Origin of the sequence: Aurantiacibacter luteus, assembly GCF_001010945.1 — a bacterium.
Lineage (GTDB): Bacteria > Pseudomonadota > Alphaproteobacteria > Sphingomonadales > Sphingomonadaceae > Alteraurantiacibacter > Alteraurantiacibacter luteus.
The window spans coordinates 24,641-44,816 of record NZ_LBHB01000004.1; the positions used below are offsets into that span (position 1 = coordinate 24,641).

The 20,176-nt window shown below is 67.7% G+C and carries 21 protein-coding genes; 13 read left to right on the top strand and 8 right to left on the bottom strand.

The window, feature by feature from the left end; genetic code table 11:
* On the top strand, positions 1 to 279 hold the full coding sequence (locus AAW00_RS12890; RefSeq protein WP_047004998.1) for a hypothetical protein: 279 nt from the start codon (positions 1 to 3) through the stop codon (positions 277 to 279).
* A gap of 6 nt (positions 280 to 285) precedes the next feature.
* Here the strand turns inward: AAW00_RS12890 and AAW00_RS12895 are convergent, their stop codons facing one another.
* Complete coding sequence (locus AAW00_RS12895) at positions 286 to 1,374, bottom strand: fatty acid desaturase family protein (RefSeq protein WP_420911637.1); 1,089 nt, start codon at positions 1,372 to 1,374, stop codon at positions 286 to 288.
* A 40-nt stretch (positions 1,375 to 1,414) separates the two neighbouring features.
* Here AAW00_RS12895 and AAW00_RS12900 point away from each other — a divergent pair, with 40 nt between their 5' ends.
* From AAW00_RS12900 to AAW00_RS12910, 3 genes are all read left to right on the top strand, one after another.
* Positions 1,415 to 2,617 carry a hypothetical protein gene (locus AAW00_RS12900; protein ID WP_047004860.1) on the top strand — a complete coding sequence of 401 codons (1,203 nt, stop codon included), beginning with the start codon at positions 1,415 to 1,417 and terminating at the stop codon, positions 2,615 to 2,617.
* Positions 2,618 to 2,709: 92 nt separating this feature from the next.
* Positions 2,710 to 3,156, top strand: coding sequence for a response regulator (locus AAW00_RS12905; RefSeq protein WP_047005000.1), 447 nt, complete (start codon positions 2,710 to 2,712; stop codon positions 3,154 to 3,156).
* A gap of 349 nt (positions 3,157 to 3,505) precedes the next feature.
* Complete coding sequence (locus tag AAW00_RS12910) at positions 3,506 to 4,300, top strand: response regulator (protein ID WP_047004861.1); 795 nt, start codon at positions 3,506 to 3,508, stop codon at positions 4,298 to 4,300.
* Between the two features lie 27 nt (positions 4,301 to 4,327).
* On the opposite strand, the gene AAW00_RS12915 is transcribed toward AAW00_RS12910, so the two are convergent.
* Positions 4,328 to 5,725 (bottom strand): MATE family efflux transporter, encoded by a 1,398-nt coding sequence (locus tag AAW00_RS12915; protein ID WP_047004862.1) that lies wholly within the window; start codon positions 5,723 to 5,725, stop codon positions 4,328 to 4,330.
* A 90-nt stretch (positions 5,726 to 5,815) separates the two neighbouring features.
* Positions 5,816 to 6,934 carry an NAD(P)-dependent alcohol dehydrogenase gene (locus AAW00_RS12920; RefSeq protein WP_047004863.1) on the bottom strand — a complete coding sequence of 373 codons (1,119 nt, stop codon included), beginning with the start codon at positions 6,932 to 6,934 and terminating at the stop codon, positions 5,816 to 5,818.
* A gap of 157 nt (positions 6,935 to 7,091) precedes the next feature.
* On the opposite strand from AAW00_RS12920, the gene AAW00_RS12925 reads away from it, so the two are divergent.
* Positions 7,092 to 7,850, top strand: a complete 759-nt coding sequence (locus AAW00_RS12925; protein ID WP_047005001.1) for a class II aldolase/adducin family protein — start codon at positions 7,092 to 7,094, stop codon at positions 7,848 to 7,850.
* A gap of 18 nt (positions 7,851 to 7,868) precedes the next feature.
* Positions 7,869 to 8,447 carry a (2Fe-2S)-binding protein gene (locus AAW00_RS12930; RefSeq protein WP_047004864.1) on the top strand — a complete coding sequence of 193 codons (579 nt, stop codon included), beginning with the start codon at positions 7,869 to 7,871 and terminating at the stop codon, positions 8,445 to 8,447.
* Here AAW00_RS12930 and AAW00_RS12935 read toward each other — a convergent pair.
* Entirely contained in the window at positions 8,436 to 10,535 is a 2,100-nt protein-coding gene (locus AAW00_RS12935; RefSeq protein WP_052761948.1) for a TonB-dependent receptor, read from the bottom strand. The two genes, AAW00_RS12930 and AAW00_RS12935, sit on opposite strands and share 12 nt — an antisense overlap.
* A 138-nt stretch (positions 10,536 to 10,673) precedes the next feature.
* On the opposite strand from AAW00_RS12935, the gene arsC reads away from it, so the two are divergent.
* Both arsC and AAW00_RS12945 read left to right on the top strand, forming a co-directional pair.
* Positions 10,674 to 11,018 (top strand): arsenate reductase (glutaredoxin), encoded by a 345-nt coding sequence (gene arsC, locus AAW00_RS12940; protein WP_047004865.1) that lies wholly within the window; start codon positions 10,674 to 10,676, stop codon positions 11,016 to 11,018.
* Positions 11,019 to 11,129: 111 nt separating this feature from the next.
* Positions 11,130 to 11,780 (top strand): class I SAM-dependent methyltransferase, encoded by a 651-nt coding sequence (locus tag AAW00_RS12945; protein WP_047004866.1) that lies wholly within the window; start codon positions 11,130 to 11,132, stop codon positions 11,778 to 11,780.
* 1 nt (position 11,781) lies between these two features.
* On the opposite strand, the gene AAW00_RS12950 is transcribed toward AAW00_RS12945, so the two are convergent.
* Positions 11,782 to 12,615 (bottom strand): glycerophosphoryl diester phosphodiesterase membrane domain-containing protein, encoded by an 834-nt coding sequence (locus AAW00_RS12950; RefSeq protein ID WP_047004867.1) that lies wholly within the window; start codon positions 12,613 to 12,615, stop codon positions 11,782 to 11,784.
* Positions 12,616 to 12,693: 78 nt separating this feature from the next.
* Here AAW00_RS12950 and lipB point away from each other — a divergent pair, with 78 nt between their 5' ends.
* Positions 12,694 to 13,377, top strand: a complete 684-nt coding sequence (gene lipB, locus AAW00_RS12955) for a lipoyl(octanoyl) transferase LipB (RefSeq protein ID WP_047005003.1) — start codon at positions 12,694 to 12,696, stop codon at positions 13,375 to 13,377.
* Complete coding sequence (locus AAW00_RS12960; RefSeq protein ID WP_047004868.1) at positions 13,374 to 13,703, top strand: hypothetical protein; 330 nt, start codon at positions 13,374 to 13,376, stop codon at positions 13,701 to 13,703. Before lipB ends, AAW00_RS12960 begins: the two co-directional genes overlap by 4 nt.
* A 3-nt stretch (positions 13,704 to 13,706) precedes the next feature.
* On the opposite strand, the gene AAW00_RS12965 is transcribed toward AAW00_RS12960, so the two are convergent.
* On the bottom strand, positions 13,707 to 14,612 hold the full coding sequence (locus AAW00_RS12965) for an HpcH/HpaI aldolase/citrate lyase family protein (protein WP_047004869.1): 906 nt from the start codon (positions 14,610 to 14,612) through the stop codon (positions 13,707 to 13,709).
* A 56-nt stretch (positions 14,613 to 14,668) separates the two neighbouring features.
* Between AAW00_RS12965 and AAW00_RS12970 the strand changes: the two genes are divergently transcribed.
* The gene (locus tag AAW00_RS12970) at positions 14,669 to 15,568 is read left to right on the top strand and encodes a DMT family transporter (RefSeq protein ID WP_241461741.1); all 900 of its coding nucleotides are present in this window, start codon (positions 14,669 to 14,671) and stop codon (positions 15,566 to 15,568) included.
* On the opposite strand, the gene AAW00_RS12975 is transcribed toward AAW00_RS12970, so the two are convergent.
* Positions 15,546 to 16,886: a DUF2254 domain-containing protein gene (locus tag AAW00_RS12975; RefSeq protein ID WP_047004871.1), complete on the bottom strand. Its 1,341-nt coding sequence runs from the start codon at positions 16,884 to 16,886 to the stop codon at positions 15,546 to 15,548. The two genes, AAW00_RS12970 and AAW00_RS12975, sit on opposite strands and share 23 nt — an antisense overlap.
* 59 nt (positions 16,887 to 16,945) lie before the next feature.
* Positions 16,946 to 18,253: a DUF2254 family protein gene (locus tag AAW00_RS12980; protein ID WP_162199435.1), complete on the bottom strand. Its 1,308-nt coding sequence runs from the start codon at positions 18,251 to 18,253 to the stop codon at positions 16,946 to 16,948.
* Positions 18,254 to 18,477: 224 nt separating this feature from the next.
* Here AAW00_RS12980 and AAW00_RS12985 point away from each other — a divergent pair, with 224 nt between their 5' ends.
* Positions 18,478 to 19,359, top strand: a complete 882-nt coding sequence (locus AAW00_RS12985) for a bacteriorhodopsin (protein WP_047004873.1) — start codon at positions 18,478 to 18,480, stop codon at positions 19,357 to 19,359.
* A 47-nt stretch (positions 19,360 to 19,406) separates the two neighbouring features.
* The gene (locus AAW00_RS12990) at positions 19,407 to 20,174 is read left to right on the top strand and encodes a Brp/Blh family beta-carotene 15,15'-dioxygenase (RefSeq protein ID WP_162199436.1); all 768 of its coding nucleotides are present in this window, start codon (positions 19,407 to 19,409) and stop codon (positions 20,172 to 20,174) included.
* The last annotated feature ends 2 nt before the right edge of the window (positions 20,175 to 20,176 follow it).

Below are 20,176 nucleotides of genomic sequence, written 5' to 3' on the forward strand. Positions count from 1 at the left end.
ATGACGCGATTTGCCTTGCTGGCAGCCCTGCCGCTGATCGCGCTCGCCGGCTGCGGCGAGAGCGGCGGCGACGAAAGCGACGACATAGTCGTTTCCGCCGAGGAGCCTGCCATGGTCGAACAGGCCCCAGTTGTCGATCCGATGCCCGCCGATGCGGTGTCCACCGACGATGCGTCGGCGAACGGCGAGCCGGGCGCGGCATCCGCGCCGAGCGACGAGGAGCCGGTCGATGCCGTTACGGGTGAGCCGGAGCGCCTGCCCCAGCCGGACGGGCTCTGACCGGGCCTAGCCGCGACGCCCCATCGTCGAGCGGGCGATGCGCCCGACCAGCGGCCACATTCCGGCATGGCTGGACTCGTTAAAGGTCGATTCTGGCCCGAGGTGCGCGGAAATGCGGCGATGCGCCTCGTGCAGCGAGTGGTAGGGCATCGACGGGATGAGGTGATGCACGGCGTGATAGCGCAGGCCGACCGGCGCCCAGGCCCCGGCGATGAAGCGCGGTACGTTGACGCTGTCGAGGTACTGCGCGGTCACGGTCATCGCCTCGCCCTCGTTCTCCCACAGGTGAGCCACCAGCGTGCGCAGTTGGTTGAACACGGCGACGGCCGCGGCCACCGCCATGGCGATCAGCAGCGGCCGCCAGCCGAGCCAGAACGGGGTGGAGATGAGGAACAGAGCCCAGAGACTCGCTCCCGTTTCCTGAAACAGGAACCAGCGGCGCATCTTTTCGTCGGCCGGCTTGCGGCGGAACTGCGGATTGATCGACAGCGCGGAGAACCGCTCCCACGCCAGGCGGCGCAGCGGCGGGATGACGAGGCCGAGCGGGGTCAGCACGCCCCAGCGGAAGAGCAGCGCGACGGGCGCCAGCGCGGCGACGAACACGAACAGCGGCAAACTCCACGGCTTCATCAGCGCCAGTGGCATGTATTCGGGATCCTCCAGCGTGCCGTACTTGGTGCGCGCGTGGTGGAGGGTGTGGACGGCCTCGTACATCAGGCTGGGAGTCAGCATGGGAATGCCGACGAGCAGGTTCCACGCGGTGCGGAAGCCGGGCAGGGCATCGCGGTGCAGGTGGCTGATTTCGTGAATGAACAACAGTGCGCGGTAGAGCGCGAGGACGGCCACGACGGCGCAGGCCCAGGCCACCCAAGTGGTTTCGGCCAGGATAGTGCCCGCCAGTGCGCCGTACCCCACCAGCGCGGAGCCCACCATGTCGGGCCAGTAGATCGCGGGCTTCGCCTCGTTGATGTCGCGCGTCAGCTCGACCGCGGCGCGCAGCATGGCCTTGTCGTCCGGAATGTCGGCATGGACGCGGCGGCGCGCAGGCGCTGCGCCCGGCACGGTCTGGTCCCCAAGGGGCGTCGCATTGTTCACTCTGGCGGATTCCCGAACTGTCTCGCTTGACACGCTGCCCATGGCGCAACCAGTGCTGCGCCAGGCTGAACGAAAGGCGCGCGGCGTGGCTGACGAGATAAGGATCGACCCGGTTTCGGGCAAGGGTGACCTCGATGCGTTCATCGAACTCACCTACAGGCTGAATGCGGATGACCCCAACTGGGTGCCGCCGCTGCGCGCCGACGTCAGGGAACTGCTGACGCCGGGCAAGAACCCCTTTCACGAGCACGCCAAGGTGCAGCTGTTCCTCGCCCGCCGGGGCGGCGAGGTTGTCGGGCGCATTTCCGCGCACTACGACGAGCTGGCACTCGAACAGCCGCCCGAGCAGGGCATGGGTCCGGGCACCGGCAACTGGGGTATGTTCGAGGCCGCCGACGAGGCCGTCGCCGCCGCGCTCATCGCCCGCGCCGAGGAATGGCTGCGCGAACAGGGCATGACCCGCGTGCTCGCGCCCATCAGCCTGTCCGTCTGGGAGGAGCCGGGCCTGCTGGTCCAAGGCTTCGACCACCCGCCGATGCTGCTGATGGGGCACAACAAGGCCGAGTACCAGGGATGGGTCGAGCACCAGGGCTACGCCAAGGCCAAGAGCCTCTATACTTACGAGCTGAATACCCTGCCCGACGGCTTTCCCGACCTCATCGACCGCATCGTCGCCTTGGGCGAGCGGTCGAGCCGGATCGTGGTGCGCGAGGTCGATCTCTCGCGGTTCGACGAGGAGGCGGCGATCTGCATCGACATCCTGAATCAGGCCTGGTCGAAGAACTGGGGCTTCGTACCCTTTACCGAGACCGAAAAGGCCTATGGCGCGAAGAAGCTGAAACCGCTGATCCTCAAGGGCGCGAACATGATAGCCTATGTCGACGGCGAGCCGGCGGCCTTCATGCTGGCTTGGCCGGACATGAACAAGAAGCTGATCAAGTACGGCGGCAAGCTATTCCCGTTCAACTGGGCCAAGCTGCTTTGGTGGCTGCGCAATCCGAAGCAGGCCGACTTCCGCGTGCCGCTGATGGGCGTGCTGCCCAAGTACCAGAACTCGCGGATGGCGAGCCAGCTGGCTTTCATGATGATCGAGTATATCCGCCGCTATGCCGTGGGCAGCCACGGGGCGCAGCGCGGCGAGATGGGCTGGATCCTCGAAGACAACCAGGGGATGGTCGCCATCGCCGAGGCCATCGATGCCACCATCAACCGCGAGTACCGCATTTACGAGAAAGCGCTTTAGACCAGCTTGCACAAAAGCCCGGGGAACTTGCGCGCCGCGCACGGCGTTGGGGTGACTGGATGCGGCAAGCGCATCCGAAAGGCTCGCAAACCATGCCATCGAATGCCCCCGCTCCAGAGAACGCCCCGTCGCCCGCGAAGCGCGGCAAGCCGCTCGGGCGCGTGCTGCTGGTGGAGGACGATCCCGTCCTGGCAATGACGCTGGAAGATGCCTTCCTGCGCGCCGGTACCAAGGAAGTGGTGATCTGCCCGACGATGGCGGCAACCAAGCTGGAACTGGAGAAGGACGAGCGCACCGATGCCATCGTCCTCGATGTGCACTTGGGCGATCGCAACGACGGCTGGGCCATCGCCGAACTCGTCACCATGCTGGGCGCGCGTCCGCCGCGCATCGCGTTTTCCACCGGATCGCCCGAGGCCATTCCGCCCGAAGTTGCCGAACTGGGCCCGGTGTTCGAAAAGCCCTACGATCCCGACCTGCTGGTGAGCGAACTGGCAGCAGGGCAGAAGAAGGGCCTGTTCGCACGCCTGCTGGGCTGAATACCCAGTCCATCATCGACCGAAACGAGTGGCCTGCGCGGCCCCTTTTTCATGCCCTCGGTTATCTTCTCAAGTGCCGGGCAAGAAAAAAAGGCCTCCGTTCGTTTTGAACGGAGGCCTTTCGGGATCGTATCACCAGCCGCTTGGACGGGAGGGGGGTCTCGGCGGTGACATAGACTAAATGACGCGCCCGAATTTGCGTTCCCGGGGTCAACGAAAAAAATGAAAAAAAATTGGTCGACTGGCGGGGCGGCCGATTTTAGGGCGTTTCCCGAGCCCAGCCACCGCGCCGGAACCCTCCGCGCGCGCAGGCGTTCTTGGGCGACGAACTTGTTCGGGAAGGGTATTTATGTCGATCGGCGCCGAAGTCGCAGCTCATCTTCCGTTTCTCCGCCGTTACGCCCGCGCGCTGACCGGCTCCCAGTCCACCGGCGATGCCTTCGTGCAAGCCACCCTCGAAGCGGCACTGGCCGACGAGGAGCTGGCCGAGAGCCTTCGCGGCGGCCGCGTTCCCCTCTACCGCGCCTTCAACAAGCTGTGGTCCAGCGCCTACATGGAAGTGGGCGAGGAGCAAACCGCGGGCTCGGTGCACGAGATGGGCGCGCAGGATCAGCTGCGACGCATTACGCCCACCAACCGCCAGGCCCTGCTGCTGACCACGGTGGAGGATTTCTCTCCCGCCGAGGCCGCCGAGATCATGGGCGTGAGCGAGGCCGACGTCGAATCGCTGGTGCGCGAGGCCGTGGGCGAGATCGAGCGCGAGACCACCACCAGCGTTCTCATCATCGAGGACGAGCCGCTCATTTCGATGCAGCTGGAAGACCTCGTGCGCTCGCTGGGCCACGACATCTGCGGCACCGCGGCCACCCGCACGCAGGCGCAGGAAGTCGTCGCCAAGGCGACCCCGGGCCTGGTGCTGGCGGATATCCAGCTGGCCGACGGCTCCTCGGGCCTCGACGCGGTGGACGATATCCTCGCCATCGACAGCGTGCCGGTGATCTTCATCACCGCCTATCCGGAGCGGCTGCTGACGGGCGACCGGCCCGAGCCGACCTACCTCATCACCAAGCCGTTCCAGGAAGACACCGTGCGTGCCGCGATCAGCCAGGCGCTGTTCTTCGGCAGCTCGCGCCCGCTGGACTGATACCTTTCCGCCGGCCGGGGCCGCCTGTCAGGTGGCGGCCTCGGCCCGGCGCTTCATGCCGAACAACCCCACCGCCATCGCACAGACCAGCAGGCTCGCCGCGGCGCCTGCAAGGTTGCTCGCCAGTTCCGCGGCGTAGATCGCGTCCGCGCCCCAGCTCCCGCGCAACACCCAAGCGAACGGCACCATCACCAGCAGTACCCGCGCGACCGACAGCGCCAGCGCCACGCCCGCGCGGTCGATGGCGTTGAACACGCCGTTCGCCACGATCAGCAGCCCGTAGGCCGCATAGCCCCAGACAGCGATCTGCAAGTAGCGCACCGAGGCTTGGACCGCGGCGGCATCGTCGCTGAAGCGGCTGGAGAACCAGTCGCGCCCCACGAACAGCACGGCGGCGGCGGCAAGGCCGTAGACCACGCAGAACCCGAAGCTGATCATCAGCGCGCGGCGCACGCGCCCCATCTCCTCCGCGCCCCAGTTCTGTCCGACGATCGCGCCGATCGAGCTCGACAGCGCGAGCAGCGGCACCACGGCAAAGGTCTGCAACCGCCCCCCGATGCCGAAGCCCGCCACGGCCGACGCGCCCTCGGCCGCGATCATGGCGGTAAGGACGGACAGGCCGATGGGGTTGATGGCGTTGGAAAAGGAAGCCGGGCCCGCCACCCGTGCCAGCGCGGTCACGCTTGCGCGCCAGTCGCACCGGGCGAGGTGGCGTGGGTGGAACGGCAGCTGGCCCGTCTGCATCAGCCAGAACCCGACCGCGCAGCCCAGCGCCCAGCCCGCCACCGTGGCATAGCTCGCGCCGACGATGCCCAGCCCCTCGAAGCCGAAGGCACCGTTGATGAGGATCGGATCGAGCACCCAGTTGGCTGCCGCAAAGCTGATGAGGATCGCCGTGCTGCGCTTGGCCGCGCCCTGTCCGCGCAGCACGCCGTTGAAGCCCATGACCAGCAGCAGCAACGGGAACGCGAGGGCGAAGGGCACCATGTAGGCGTCGATCAGGCCGAGCTGCGCTTCTTCGGCCTGCATCAGCTCGAACAGCTGCGTGCGGCCGAAGTAGAGCGCAGCGGCGATGGCGACGCCGATCACGAAGGACAGCAGCACGGCGACATTCGCCGCCTCCGCCGCGGCCTCGTCATCCCCCTTGCCCAGCGCGCGGCTGACCACCGAGCTGGTGCCCGCGATCACGCCCACGCCGAGGCTGGAGAGCGCCGTGGTGACGGGGAAGATGAAGCTGATCGCGGCGAGGTTGTCCGGCCCCAGGTTACCGACGAAATAGGCATCGATGATGCCGATCGACATGATCGCCGCTACGCCGAAGACGACCGGGTAGGTCTGCCGGAAGATGTGCCCAGCGATGGAGCCGTGGACGAGTTTCGCGGAATCGCTGTCCGGCTTGGACTGGTCGTGGTGGGTTTCGGCCATGCGGCGCCTTAGGGGAGGGGGCGCTAAAGGCAAATGCTTGCTTGCAGGCAGGTCGGCCCCTGTCGCGCCCCGAAGCCGGCCCGCGCTGCGCTACTCGGGCGAGATGCGCAGCACCGGCTTCACCACCTCGCCGCTCTCGCTAGCCTCGATCCCGGCGTTGATGTCGTCGAAGTCGAAATATTCGATAAGGCGGTCAAAGGGGAACTTGCCGTCCTGGTGATAGGCGATGAGCTCGCAGATGAAGCCGGCGATGTCGCTGTCGCCGCCGAGAATGCCGATCACCCGCTTGCCCCCGCCCATCAGCGATGCCTCGTTGAGCTTGAGCATGTCCTCAGGCGGGCTGGCGCCGACGAGGCCAAGGATGCCTTTTGGGGCGATCTGCTCGAATACGCTCTCGATCACCTTTTTCACGCCAGTCGTGTCAAAAGCATAGGCGAGGCCATCGGGCGCGGCTTCCTTGAGCCTGTCCATCGCATCGTCCCCGGCCTTGACAGTGTGCGTGGCGCCCAGTTCCTTCGCCAGTTCCAGGCGGCTTTCGTGCATGTCGACCGCGATGATCGGGTCCGCCCCGGCGATCTTTGCCGCCATCACCGCGGCAAGGCCCACCGTGCCGGTGCCGAAGACGGCGATGGGCAGGCCCTCGCGCACCTCCATGCTCCTGAGTACCGCGCCCGCGCCCGTCATCAGCCCGCAGCCCAGCGGCGCGAGGCGTTCGAGCGGCAGGTCCGCCGCGCTGTCGGGCACGCGCACCACGTTGCGCTCGTGCGCGATGGCGTGGGTGGCGAAACTCGACTGGCCGAAGAAATTGCCGCCGATCTCCTCCCCGTCGCGGGTGATCGTGGCCGAGCCGTCGGGCCGGCGGCCGGCGAAGTTGTTGGGGCCGAATTCGTAGCAGTAGGTCGGCGCGTCGACCTCGCAGCTCGGGCAGTGGCCGCAGGAGTTGAAGCTCATGATGACGCGGTCGCCGACCCCGGCGGCGGAAACCTTGCTGCCCACCGCCTCGACAATGCCGGCGCCCTCGTGCCCCAGCACGGCGGGAAGCGGGGTGGGCAACTGCTGGTCGCGCACCGCCATGTCGGTGTGGCAGATGTCGGTGGCGACGACGCGGACGAGCAGTTCGTCCTCGCGCAGGTCGTCGAGCGTCACCTCGGCCATGTTGAATTCCTTGCCCTCGCCGGGGCAGATGGCGACGCGTGCTGTCGTGGTCATCGTCTCTCCTTGCAGGACTTCGGCGTCCCCTCGTCCTTCTACGGACGGTCCCCCTCTCGCGTTCCGCAGGGAAGGACGATCGACCGCGGCTCGGCGGGACTTGCGACAAGGCCGGTGGCTCGTGCTAGGAGAGGCGCGCATGAAGGAGAGGACGGTCATGGCCACCCAGCTCAAGTCCCGCATGGAATGCAGCGCGGAGGAATGGGCCGCGCGGCTCGATCTCGCCGCCGCCTACCGCATCTTCGCCCACCTCGGCTGGTGCGAGAGCATCTACAACCACATCACCCTGCGCGTGCCGGGGACGGACGATCATTTCCTGATCAACCCCTTCGGCCTCTTGTGGGACGAGGTGACCGCCAGCAACCTCGTCAAGATCGACGGCGAGGGCAACAAGCTCGGCGACAATCCCTACCCGGTGAACCTTGCCGGCTTCGTGCAGCATTCGGTGTTTCACAAGCGCCTGCCGCACGCCCATGCCATCGTCCACACGCACACGCCCGACACCATGGCCGTCTGCGCCACCGAGGGCGGACTGCAGGCGTCGAACTTCTATTCGTGCTTCTTCGCAGGCGGCATCGGCTATCACGACTTCGAGGGCATCACCGTGCGCGCGGAGGAGGGCGAGCGGCTGATCGCCAACGTAGGCGAGCATAGCGTGCTGATGCTGAAGAACCACGGCCCGGTGGTGATGGGGCGCACCATCCACGAGATGTTCCTCAAGTACTACATGCTCCAGCGCGCCTGCGAGATCCAGGTCAAGACCGCGGCCATGGGCGCGCCCATCCTCGTTTCGGACGAGGTCATCGCCACCCACCAGCGCGACGGGAACAAGACGCTGACGGACGCCTTCGGCAAGCTCGACTTCGAGGCCTGGACGCGCAAGATAGACACGCTCGATCCGAGCTGGCGCAACTGAGCGAGTAAGACCCCTTTCATGACCGCAATGACCGTCAACGAGCGGCCCGTGGACTTCGCCCTCGACCCGGCAACGCCGTTGCTGTGGGCGCTGCGCGACGCGGCCAACCTCACCGGCACCAAGTACGGCTGCGGCGTGGGCGATTGCAGCGCGTGCATGGTGCTGGTGGACGGCGAGGCGCTGCGTTCCTGCCTCATCACGCTGGCCGACGCCGAGGGGCGGACCATCACAACCATCGAGGGCCTGTCGCGCGACCGCAGCCACCCGGTGCAGCAGGCGCTGGTGGCCGAGCAGGCGATCCAGTGCGGGTTCTGCACGCCGGGCATCGCGATTGCCGCCGCCGCTCTGGTGCGCCGCAACCCGGACCCGAGCGAAGAGGACATCCGCGCCGCCATCCCCAACCTGTGCCGATGCGGCGTCTATCCTCGGCTGGTGCGGGCGATCCAGCGCGCGGGCCGCGTCACCCGCCGCGCCGAAACCATCAGCGCCGCGCCCGCACCGGGCATAGACCCGGCGGACGCGGCGCGCGCCGTCCCCGCGATGGGAGGGGGGAGTGCGGGGACGGAAGGGAGTTCGGGCGGAAGCTCAGAACCGTAGGCGCGCCCCGATACTGGCGTTCAGCGGCGTGCCCGGCTGGATGTTATTGTCGCCGTGGGCGCTGGCGTAATAGGTCTCGTCCAGCAGGTTCTCGACGTTGAGCTGGAGCGAGAGCGTGTCCGTCGCCTCGAAATACACCGCCGCGTCGACACGGGTGTAGGCGGGCAGGACCACGGCGTTGGAGTTACTGGCGAACTGGTCCGACTGGTGGATCACGCCGCCGCCGAAGCCCAGCCGGTCGGTCACGTCGTAGCGCGCCCAGGCGGCGATGGAGTGCTCGGGCACCTGCTGCAACGTGCGCCCGGCGGGGCCGGCACTGCTGCTCTCGGTGATCTCGCCGTCGAGGTAGGTGTAGCCAAGGTTGAGCGAGAGGCCGTCCACCGGCTCGCCCGCCAGCCCCAGCTCGAAACCGCGCACCCGGCTCTCGCCGTCGAGCACGGTCAGGCCGGTCGCCGCGTCGATCGAGGTGGTGTTGCTGCGCGTCAGCTGGAACACCGCGCCCGTCAGCAGCAGTTCGCGATGCGGCGCCCACTTCACGCCCAGCTCGAGGTTCTCGAACTGCTCGGGATCGAGCGACTCTCCAATGGAATCGAGCGTCGTGAACTGGTCGCCCGACTGCGGCAGGAAGCTCTCGGCATAGCTGGCGTAGAGCGACAGGTTCTCCTGCGGCTTCACGATCACGCCGAAGCGGGGGCTGACCTCCTCGTCAACCCGCGCGCCGGTGAAGCCGGTGACGAGGTCGGTGCTTTCGAGGTCGAAGCGGTCGAACCGCAGCCCCGCGACCAGTTGCACCACGCCGAGATCGAGCTGCTCCTGCACGTAGGCCGAAAAGGTCGTCAGGTCCGAGGTGCTGGCCCGCTGCGGCACGAGGGTGAAGGCGGGCACGGCGATCTGCTCGGCCAGCGGCACGGTGAAGCTGGTCGCGCCGTTCGCGCCGAAGCGCGCCTGGTTGCGGGTGGCATCGGTGTCGGACGTGGTGAACTCCGCGCCCAGCAGCAAGGTGTGGCCGATGCCGCCGGTCTCGAACTCGCCGACTAGGTTCGCCTGCCCGATCAGGTTCTGCCGGTCGGTCGTGCTCTCGTAGCCCGACAGCGTGACGGTGGTGCCGTTGGTGCTGCTGGGGACCACGTTGCCGTAATACTTGTCGTAGTCGGCGAACTGCACACTGGCATTGGCGCTCCACGCATCGGAGAAGCGGTGCTCGATGCGGGTGCGGGCGATGTGCGCCTGGACCGTGGCGTCATTGAAGTCGGCATCGCCGAAAAAGGTCTCGTCGAAGCCCATCAGCGGCAGGCCGTTCAGCGAGGGCACGCCGCGGTCGGTGACGCGGCGATCGTCGTCGTAGGTGTAGGTGGCGTAGAGCACGGTGTCCGGCCCGAGCCGGGCGCTGAGGGTCGGCGTGAGGCCGAAGAAGCGGCCTTCATAGACATCGCGGTGGTTGTCGAAGGTCTCGTAGGTTCCGTTCAAACGCAGCGCGAGGCCATCGGCGGCGGCCACGTTGACGTCGCCGGTGAAGGCGAGAGCGCCGAAGCTGTCGACCTGCGCGCTCGCGCCGATCATCGGCATGTCGAACTCGGCGACCTTGGACACGCGGTTGATCGCCCCGCCGCCCGCGCCGCGCCCGAAGATCAGCGCGTTGGCGCCCTTCAGCACCTCGACCCGTTCCACGTTGTAAAGGGAGCGGAAGTACTGGGCATCGTCGCGCAGCCCGTCGAGATAGAAGTCGGCCGTGGTCTCCTGCCCGCGAATGAACACCTCGTCGCGCTGGCCTTCGCCCGATTCCATGCTGATGCCGGGCACGAAGCGCAGCGCATCGCCGAGCTGGGTGACGGCCTGGTCCTCGATCTGGTCGGAGGTGATGATGGTGACCGCCTGCGGCACGTCGATCAGCGGGGTGGGCGTGCGCATCGCGGTGGAGCCGTCCGATTCGACGTAGGTCTCGCGCTCGCCGGTGACGACGATGGTTTCGCCGAGGTAATCGCGCTGCGGCACGGGGGCCGGAGTCGCCTCATCGGCGGCGTGGGCGGCGGCGGGCAGGACGATGGCGATACCGGCAAGCAGGACGAAACGGGCACGGGCAGGCGACAAATGAAATTCCCTCACGGCAACTATTGCGATTGATTTGCAAGAGCGCCTCTATTGCGAGTGATTATCAATGACAACACCCAATCTGAGCTTGGCGCGAAATTTCTGCGTGGCTAGGCGGCTGGCAGAGGAGACGAGACGATGAAGGCAACCATCTGGCACAACCCAAACTGCGGCACCTCGCGCAAGACGCTCGCGATCCTGGAGGAGCGCGACGGGGTGGAGGTTGAGGTCGTGGAGTATCTCAAGCATCCGCCCACTGCCGACAGGCTAGCGCAGCTCTATGCCGATGCGGGGATGACGCCTGCCGAGGGTCTGCGCCTGCGCGGCACCGATGCCGAGGAACGCGGCCTGCCGGATGCCGACGACGCCACCGTTCTCGCCGCGATGGCCGCCGAGCCGATCCTGATCGAGCGCCCGCTGGTCGAGACGGACAAGGGCGTGCGGCTGTGCCGTCCGCAGGAAAAGGTCGAGGAAATCCTCTGACACTTCAAGGAGGAGGCACGCCCGGGCAACCCCGCCGCCCGTCGCGATACGCTTGCAAAGCACGTGGCCGGCGGGCAAGGCATTGGCCTTGATGAAGAGGTATTCCACGAAATGAACGGCCACGATGTTGCGGAGAAGCGCCGCGAGGGTTTCTCCAGCCGCGTGATGCGCGCGCTCGGCCCGGCAGGCGTCTTCTTCAAGGGCTTCCTCGAAGAACCGCGCATGGTGGGATCGGTCATCCCCTCCAGCCGCTTCACCATCGATGCCGTGCTGGGGCCTGTCGACTGGCAGCGCTGCAAGCTGTTCGTCGAATACGGCCCGGGCGTCGGCACCTTCTGCCGCCCCGTGCTAGACCGGCTGCCGCGCGGCGGCGAGATGCTGGTGATCGACACCAACCCGCTGTTCATCGACTATCTCAAGCGCACCATTTCCGACAGCCGGTTCCACGCCGTGCTCGGCAGCGCCGAGGACGTGGAGGACATCGTGCGGATGATCGGCCACGACAAGGCCGACTACGTCCTGTCAGGCCTGCCGTTCTCGACCCTGCCAGATGGCGTGGGCCCGCGCATCGTGGAGGCGACGGCACGGGTGATCCGGGCGGGCGGTGCCTTCATGACCTATCAGTTCAAGCCCGCGGCGCGCGACCTGACGGCGCGCTTCTTCCCGCGTGTGACCACCGGGTTCGAATGGCGCAACATCCCGCCCTGCGTGCTCGCCTGGGGCTGGCAGGATGCGGCCGCGCTGGAAGAGGCGGCCGAGTAGCCTAGTCGAAAGTCTCGCGCACTGCCGGGGCCGATCCGCCGGCCAGCTGGCGATGCACCGCGGCAAGCACGCCGATGAAGGCGATCAGCACGCCCATCTGCACCAGCGATCCGCCCACGGCAGACGCGAACAGCCCGGCCTCGTCCCCCGCCAGCGCGAAGATCGAGAAGACCATGCTCGCCACGATGAAGATCACCACGGCGACCAGCACCAGCAGGAAGTAGAAGAAGAACAGTCGCAGCGAGTTGCCCTTGGTCAGCTGCCAGCTGCGCATGATGGCGCGCAGCGGGTTCATCACCTTCTCGATGGCGATGACCGGCGAGACGAGCGAGAACTTGACCCACAGGTAGACCGCCAGCACCAGAGCGACGAGGCCCAGCACCACGGCCAAGGCAACGTTGATCGCCGCGCCGACTGCCACCAGCAGCACGACGACCATCACCATGATCAGCGAGGCGAGCAACTGCGCCACGATATAGGGCACCAGCGCCCTTGCCCCGAAGGCCAGCGCCTGGCCCACGGTGGGGCGCGAGGCGTCGGTCAGCAGGGCGAGCAGGCCGAGCATTCCCACCGCCTGCAGCAGCGCGATCAGCGCGAAGACCCACCAGATGCTCTGGTAGTAGGCCGTCAGCATTTCCATGAAGGCGTCCATGTTCTCGGCAAGGTCGGGGGAAGAGGCCATGGCTTCCAGCTCGGCGGGCTGGGGCATGGCGACGGCGGCGACGACATTGGGCAGGAAGAAGAATACCCCCGCCACGACCAGCACGACCCGCAGGTTCGCGCGCAGCAGGGCGACCGCATCGTTCCATGCCAACCCCAGATCCAGTTTCGTCATGTCGTGCCTCGTGCCCCCAGAATTTCGTCCTGCCTCTTGATAAGCGGCGCGGCCCTCGCCACGCAAGGAGGCACGGTCATGGACACCCCCGATTTCTCCGCATTGCCGCCGGGCATCGAATGGCGTCGCTCCCGCGGGCTCGTCGATTACCGCGCGGCGATGGCCGAGCAGGAGGCGCGCAACCGTGCGATCTCCGCCGGCGAGGCGGAAGAACTGGTGTGGCTGCTCGAGCACCCGCCGGTCTATACCGCGGGCACAAGCGCCGACCCCGCCGAGCTGGTCGATCCGCGCTTCGAGGTGGTCGAGGCCGGGCGCGGCGGGCGCTACACCTACCACGGGCCGGGCCAGCGGGTGACCTACGTGCTGCTCGATCTCGCCAGCCGCAACCGCGACGTGCGCCGCTTCGTCCACGCGATGGAGAACTGGGTCATCGCCACGCTCGCCGACTTCGGGGTGGAGGCCTTTGCCGTGTGCGAGCGCATCGGCATCTGGACCCGCGACGCGACCGGGGCGGAAGCCAAGATCGGCGCCATCGGCGTGCGCGTGCGGCGGTGGGTGACGATGCACGGCTTCTCGGTCAACCTCGCCCCCGACCTTGCGCATTTCGGCGGCATCGTGCCCTGCGGCATCGCCGACTACGGCGTCACCAGCCTCGCCGCGCTGGGATTGGAGGTTGCGCCGGACGATTGGGATAGGGCATTGCTCGCCCGCGCCGGGGATTTCCTCGCCGCGCTCCACGATCCCGAAAGGCCACCCGCATGATTGCCCGCAACCTCGCCCCCCTTTTCGCTTTGCTGCTGCTGGCGGGCTGCGGCGACGATGCGCCCGCCGTCGACGAGGACGGGCGCGAGGCGAGCGGCGAAGTGCTCGAAGGCTCGATCAGCGACGCCATGCTGCCGCTCGGCGAGGTCCGCTCGCAGGCCCCGCAGGCCGATGGCGAGGAGGAGAGCGAGGGTGACGAGGGAGACAAGGACGCGCCCGCCGCTGCCGCCCGTCCCGCTGCGGCAGGGCAGGACGCACCCGCCGAGGAGCCTGACGAGCCCGCGCCCGACGAGCCTGCGCCCGACGAGCCCGCCGCCGAAGAATAGGGCCTAGCTCGCCTGCGCGAGCAGCTTCTGCGCCTGCACGAGGTGCGGCTGGTCCACCATTCGCCCGTCGAGTTGCAGCGCGCCTGCACCCGGGTTCGCGGCGAACAGGTCGACTATGGCGCGCGCCTCCGCCAGCTCTGTCTCACTCGGGGTGAAGGCGGCGTTGATGTGCTCGACCTGCGAGGGGTGGATGGCGAGCATCCCGGCAAACCCGTCCTGATAGGCATCGCGCGCCACGCGCCGCAGACCCGCGACGTCGCGGAAATCGGCGTGCAGCGTGTCGATGGCGGCGACCCCGGCGGCGTGCGCGGTCAGCAGGACCGTGGCGCGCACCATTCGAAAGGCATCGGTCCAGCGCCCGTGGGCATCGCGCTTGCGGCCGGCCCCGATGGCGGCCGAGAGATCTTCCGCGCCCCAGGTCAGCCCGGCGAGGCGCGGCATCTCGACCTCGCCCATGCCGTAGGCGGGGATGGAGATGGCGGCGCGCGGCGTTTCGCTGACCAGCGGCAGCAACCGCGTGGAGCCGGGCGCGATGCCGTTGCGCGGCTCGATCTCGTAGAGCATCTCCACCAGTCGCCGCAGCTGTTCGGGGCCGCCCGCCTTGGGCACCATCAGCCCGGCAGGTTTGCCGGCGATTACCGCCTCCACGTCCTGGTGCCACAGCGGCGTGTCGAGCGGGTTGATGCGGACCCAGTATTGCGGCGCACCCTCCACCGCTTCGGCGGCGCGCACGTCCTCGAGCCAGCGGCGCGTCGTCCCCCGCGCCTCGGCCTTGGCACCGGGCGCGACCGCGTCCTCCAGATCGATGATGACGACATCCGCGCCCAGGCCCGGCGCCTTGGCAAGCTTCCTCTCGCTGTCGCCGGGCACGAACATCCACGACCTGATCGGCAAGGCATTCTCTCCCATCGGATTATTTCGAGCGGCTATAGCCTTCGCGCGCGATGTGGCTAGAGGCTTGCGCCGTGAGCACCCAGCGCCTTGCCTTTCGCGACCGGATCCTGCCGATGGCGGCCCTGCTGGGCGGCAACGTGGCGCTGGCGCTGGGGCCGTGGCTGGTGCGCCTGTCGGATACCGGGCCGGTGGCGGCGGGCTTCTGGCGGGTGGCGCTGGCGCTGCCTTTCCTCGCCTTGCTCGCGTTGGCGAACAGCCAGAGGCTGGCGGGCGTGAGCAGGCGCACCACGCTCGCGGTATTGCTGGGCGGTGCACTGTTCGGCTTCGACATCGCCAGCTGGCACATCGGCATCGGCCAGACGCGGCTCGCCAACTCCGTGCTGTTCGGCAACTCGGGCAGCCTCATCCTGATGGTCTGGGGCTTCGTCGCATTGCGGACCCTGCCGGGGGGACGCGAATGGCCCGCCATCCTCGCCGCGCTCGGCGGCAGCGCGATCCTGCTCGGCCGCTCGCTGGAGATCGACCAGTCCAACTTCGTCGGCGACCTGTTCTGCCTGCTCGCAGGTGTGCTCTATGCCGGATACCTGCTGATCCTGCAGGATGCGCGGCAGGGGCTCGGCAGCTGGAGCCTGCTGGCACTGTCCGGGCTTTCGAGCGCCGCCGTGCTGCTCGTCACCGCGCTGGCGCTGGGCGAGCGCATCGTGCCGGGCGACTGGACGCCGCTCATCCTGCTGGCACTGGGCAGCCAGATCGTGGGGCAGGGGCTGCTGGTCTATGCGCTGCGGCATTTCCCCGCACTGGTCATCGGCATCGCCCTGCTGACCCAGCCCGCAGTGGCGGCGCTGGTCGGCTGGTGGGCCTTTGGCGAAACGCTGGTACCGCTCGACTATCTCGGCATCGCGATGGTCGGCAGCGCGCTGGTGCTGGCCCGTGTGGTTGCCCCGCCGCCTAGGCCACGCGCACGCCCCTGACCGGCATGGCCTCGTCGAAGGCGGAATAGCGCGCTTCGACCGTCTCCAGATCGGGCCCCGAGAGGACGAGGCGCGCCTGCTCGATCAGCTTTTCCGCCTCTTGGCGCAGCATCGTCACGCGGCCCGGATGCTGGATGGGCCGCGCGGCGTTCTCGATTGTTTCCAGCATCACCACGGCGGCATTGGGGCTGGTCGCCACCCCGCTGCGAAGCGAACCGAAACCGCGTTCGATGAAGTGCGAGAAATCGTCGGGACAGGGGATCACCGGGCAATCCTCGGCGCCGTTGCCGCACAGGTCCTTCCTCAGATCGCGGCGTCCGATCTCGGCGGTCGCCGCGCCCAGCCAGTGCAGCGCGGTGATGGCGGTGAAGGGATCGTTGATGCCGGGCGAGAGGGCGCGCAGGCCGATCTCCACCAGCTCGTCGATCAGGAACTGCGGGTCCTGTTCGGGCGTGCGCGTGGGGCCCAGCGTGTAGCAGCGGCGCACCTCGTCCTCGATGTCCTTCGGATCGACACCCGACACCCGCATCAGCGGCAGGTCGCGGTGGACGAAATCGCCGGTTCGCACAGTCAGCGAAAAGGTAGCGTCGTGCTCTCGTGCGAGTTTTTCGAGGTCGTCGAAATCGATCAGCTGGACATAGCCTGTGCCCCAGCTTCCCAGGTCCTTGCCTTCGCAATGCGGCCGCACCGCGTCGCGCAGCGAATCCTCGACCGGATAGGTATCGCGCACCGCTTCCAGCAATCGCTCCCCGATGCCTTCGAGCACCTTGTTGATGCGGATCGAGGAGGGGATGTGGTTGAGGAAGTAGACCAGCACCGCGACGCACAGCGCCATCAGCACGTAGGCGACCAGCAGCGACAGTTGCGGGGTGAAGCCGGGCAGGGTGGTGGCAGCGGCATCGGCCACGCTCGAGGCCGTCTCGTTCTCCGTCCGCACGCTGCGCATGACGACCAGGGCGTAGACGAAGCTGCCGATGAAGGTGGCAAGGCTCAGCTGGTTGCCGCGGTCCTCCATGAAGTTCGTCAGCAGCCGCGGGCCGTAATTGCCGCTGGCATAGGCGACCGCGGCGATGGTGATGGAGAACACGGTGGAGGCGACCCCGATCATGCTCGCGGCCATGACGCCGAGCATGTTCGAAGCGCCGCTCGGTCGGGCGGGCACCAGCCAGCCGATGTCGTTCAGGAACTCGGCAAAACCGTTGCGGTCGAGCCAGATCATCCCGAAGGCAAGCAGCGCGCCCGTGACAGAGAAGAGCGCCGGCCAGAACCAGTAGTTGGCGTTCAGCCGCGCCCAGAAGTACTTGATCTCGGTTGGCATTGCGCTCGCGTCCTCCGCCGCCCCAACGTGCGAAGGGTGGCGCGGTTTCCGAAAGATCGTCAGGCCGGGGGGAAGCCCCGCGTGAAGGCAGCGCGAATGTCCTCGCGATCCCCGGCGAAGGTGGCCTGCAACGCGGCATGATCGGCCAGCGAACCGGCGTGATCGCGCAGGAAGGCGTGCAGTTCGCCGGACAACCCCTCGGCCCGCACTATCCGTGCGGCGCGGGCGTAGTTGTCGATCATGCGGATGGCGACCGAGGGGTACTTGCAGGCCGACTGGCGAAAGGCGCTGAGCGGGTCGTCGAACAGGCCGCGCAGGTCCTGACCGGGCAATTCAAACTCCGGGTCGTCCGCGTTGAGCGGCATTTCGCCGCAATCGATCCATGTCGAACGCTGGCCGACCAGCGCGGCGGTCAGGCGATCGGCGCAGGCGATGGCGGTGTAGAAATCGTTGATCGCAGGCGAGAGCGCCCGGGCGGCAATCTCGACCAGCAGCCGCACGCGAAACACCGCGCCCTGACCGTCGCTGCGGAAGCCGCCGATGGGCACGGCGTTGCACAATTTCCCGTGGTCGCCGACCTTCCCTGTATCGTGCTCGATCAGCAGGATCGGCTCGCCTTTCAGAACGTGCTGGCCCGGCGCGGCGCAGATCCGCACGCGGCCCGCATCGGGGCCGAGGCAGCGGCGCAGCGCAGCAAGATCGTTGCCTTCGATATAACCTTCGCGCGGCGCCGCCACGGTGAGCGCGAAGTCCCGGTCCTCGTCCGGGCCGGCAACGATGTGGTGCGACGGTTCGGACAGGTCTGCGCCGAGCTGCTTGATCGCGCGATCGACGAAGATCGTGCGGCCGAGGTCGTGCAGCGCGACGGTCAGCATGATGACGTTGACCGCCTGCAGGGCGATCACCGCCGCGACGAGCGAAACCGGCAGGTCGGGCTTGTCGGCCTCCGCATCGATGGCGGCCAGCGCGGCCAGCGAGAAGATCAGCGTGAAGCTGAGCCCGGCAAGCGAAACGCGCACCAGCCGCTTGTCCAGCCAGCGGTCGACCAGCCGCACGCCCAGGTTGCTGCTGGCCACCGTCAGCACCAGCAGCGTGAGCGAGAAATAGAGCGTGATGAAGGCGGCGTTCACCCCCACGGCGACCGCGATCAGATCTTTCGCCGTATCGGCCGTGGCGACCGGGTCGAGTTCGTGCGCGAGCATCCATGCGCCCAGGCCCGCGCGGTCGATTGCGAGAAGCCCCACCGCCGCCGGGATCGCCGCCAGCACGCCGAGCAAGGGCAGCGACCAGTAGCTCGCGATTACGCGATGAGAGAGCCAGCCGAGGTGACCCAGGAAAGGCCCGCGCGCTGCGGTGGCGGAACTCACGAGGACAATGTCGAATGGTTGGTCATCACGCCACAACATCGGCGCGGGCGAGGCGGTTCCGGGCCTGCGCTTCGGTCCGTATGCAAGAGCGTTCGCCACTACGGACTTTGTACCGTGCACCGGTTTTGCGGGAACGCATCGAGCGCGAAGCGGATTTACCGACTCGCTCTTCCCTTGCGGTCACGACACGGCGGTGGAGATGCAGTCATGAAAGGAAACAGGGCATGGCTCCCTCCAATACCGTAACCGATGTGGCGGCCTCGATGGTCGGCAACATCGAGAACCTCGTGCCGCTTACCAGCGGCCAGTACACCATGGGATCGCTGATCCTGATGGTCAGCTACGGCGCGTGCTTCGCGTTCATCATCTACTTCGTGCTCTCGAGCTTCCAGCTGGCTCCGCGCTATCGCGTGGTGCCGGTGATGTCGGCCATCGTCATGGCGAGCGCGGGCCTCAACCTGATGCGCGAGTTCAGCCTGTGGGAGGCGAGCTTCGCCTTCGACGGCGCGATGTTCCAGCCGCTTGCCGAAGGCAACGTGTTCACCAACGCCTTCCGCTACGGCAACTGGACGATCACCGTGCCGATCCTGCTGACGCAGTTGCCCATCGCCTTCGCGCTGTCGCGGCCCGACCTGCACAAGCGCGCCTTCCGCATGTCGATCCCCGCCGTGCTTATGATCTGGACCGGCCTTTACGGCCAGTTCGGCGAGACGGGCGACTTCACCCGGCTGAACATCTGGGGCGTGATCTCGACGATCTTCTTCGTCTGGATGCTGATCGAGGTGCGCGGCGTGATCTCCGCCGCGGTCAAGAACTCGCCGCCGCAGCTCGTCGCCTGGCCGAAGAACATCTGGTGGTACTTCCTCGCCACCTGGGGCATCTACCCCATCGCCTACGCCCTGCCGCAGCTGGGCCAGACGGGCGACCTCGTGGTCGTGCGCCAGCTGCTCTATTCGATCGCCGACATCACGACCAAGCTGGTCTACGGCATCATCCTGAGCCGCTACGTCCTGCGTCGCAGCGCGCTGGAAGGCTACGTCCCCGCCGCCGAGGCGCTGGAGACCTCGCCGCTCGGCAGCCAGGTGGCCTCAGCCCGCGGCGACTAGAGCCCATGACGGCTGCATCGCCAGCCATCGCGAGACGGCCCGTCCCCGTGGGGCGGGCCGTCTTGCCGTTTATCCTGCTCGCCGCCGTGGCCGCGCAGCTGGCGGGCGGGGGCGCGGCCATCGCGCTTGGCCTCGCATTCTTCCTTGCCGGAACCGCCCATGGCGCGGGCGACGAGCAGGGCGGTACGATCCGGCCGTGGAACGTCATCGGCGCGGCGGGCTACGTGGTTGCGGGCCTCGCCGTGGCAGCCCTCTTCGTCGCCGCGCCGCTTGCCGGATTGACGCTGTTCCTGTTGCTATCGGCGTGGCACTTCGCCCGCTCCACCGGCGGCACGCGCGCGCGGCAAGTGGCCTTTGCGCTGAGCGCGGTCGGCGGCTCGGCACTGTGGCAGACGGGGCGGACCGAAGCGATCTTCGCCGCCGTTCTCGGCATGCCGATACCCGGCGTCTGGATGACCGGCCTCGCGATACTGGGCGGCGCGGGCCTGCTGCTCGCCGCCTGGGCGCTCGGCAAGCGCTGGCGCGATCCGCTGCTGTGGTCCGTCCTCGCCGCAACGGCGTTGCTGCACCCCGTCCTCGCCGTCGGCTTCGCCTTCCTCGCCGGTCACGCCTTGCCGATGCAACAGGCGCAGGTCCGCCGCCACGGCTGGCGCGCGGTGCTGGCAGCGCAAGGCCCGACCACCGCGCTCGCCGTGCTGGGCGCTGCCGCAATCGCCGCGCTCGTGCTGACCGGCCATCTCGCATTGCCGCTCGCCGCCGCGCTCGCGTTCGGCATGGCTACTCCGCACATGCTGAGCGAGCGGCTGGAACGCTAGCA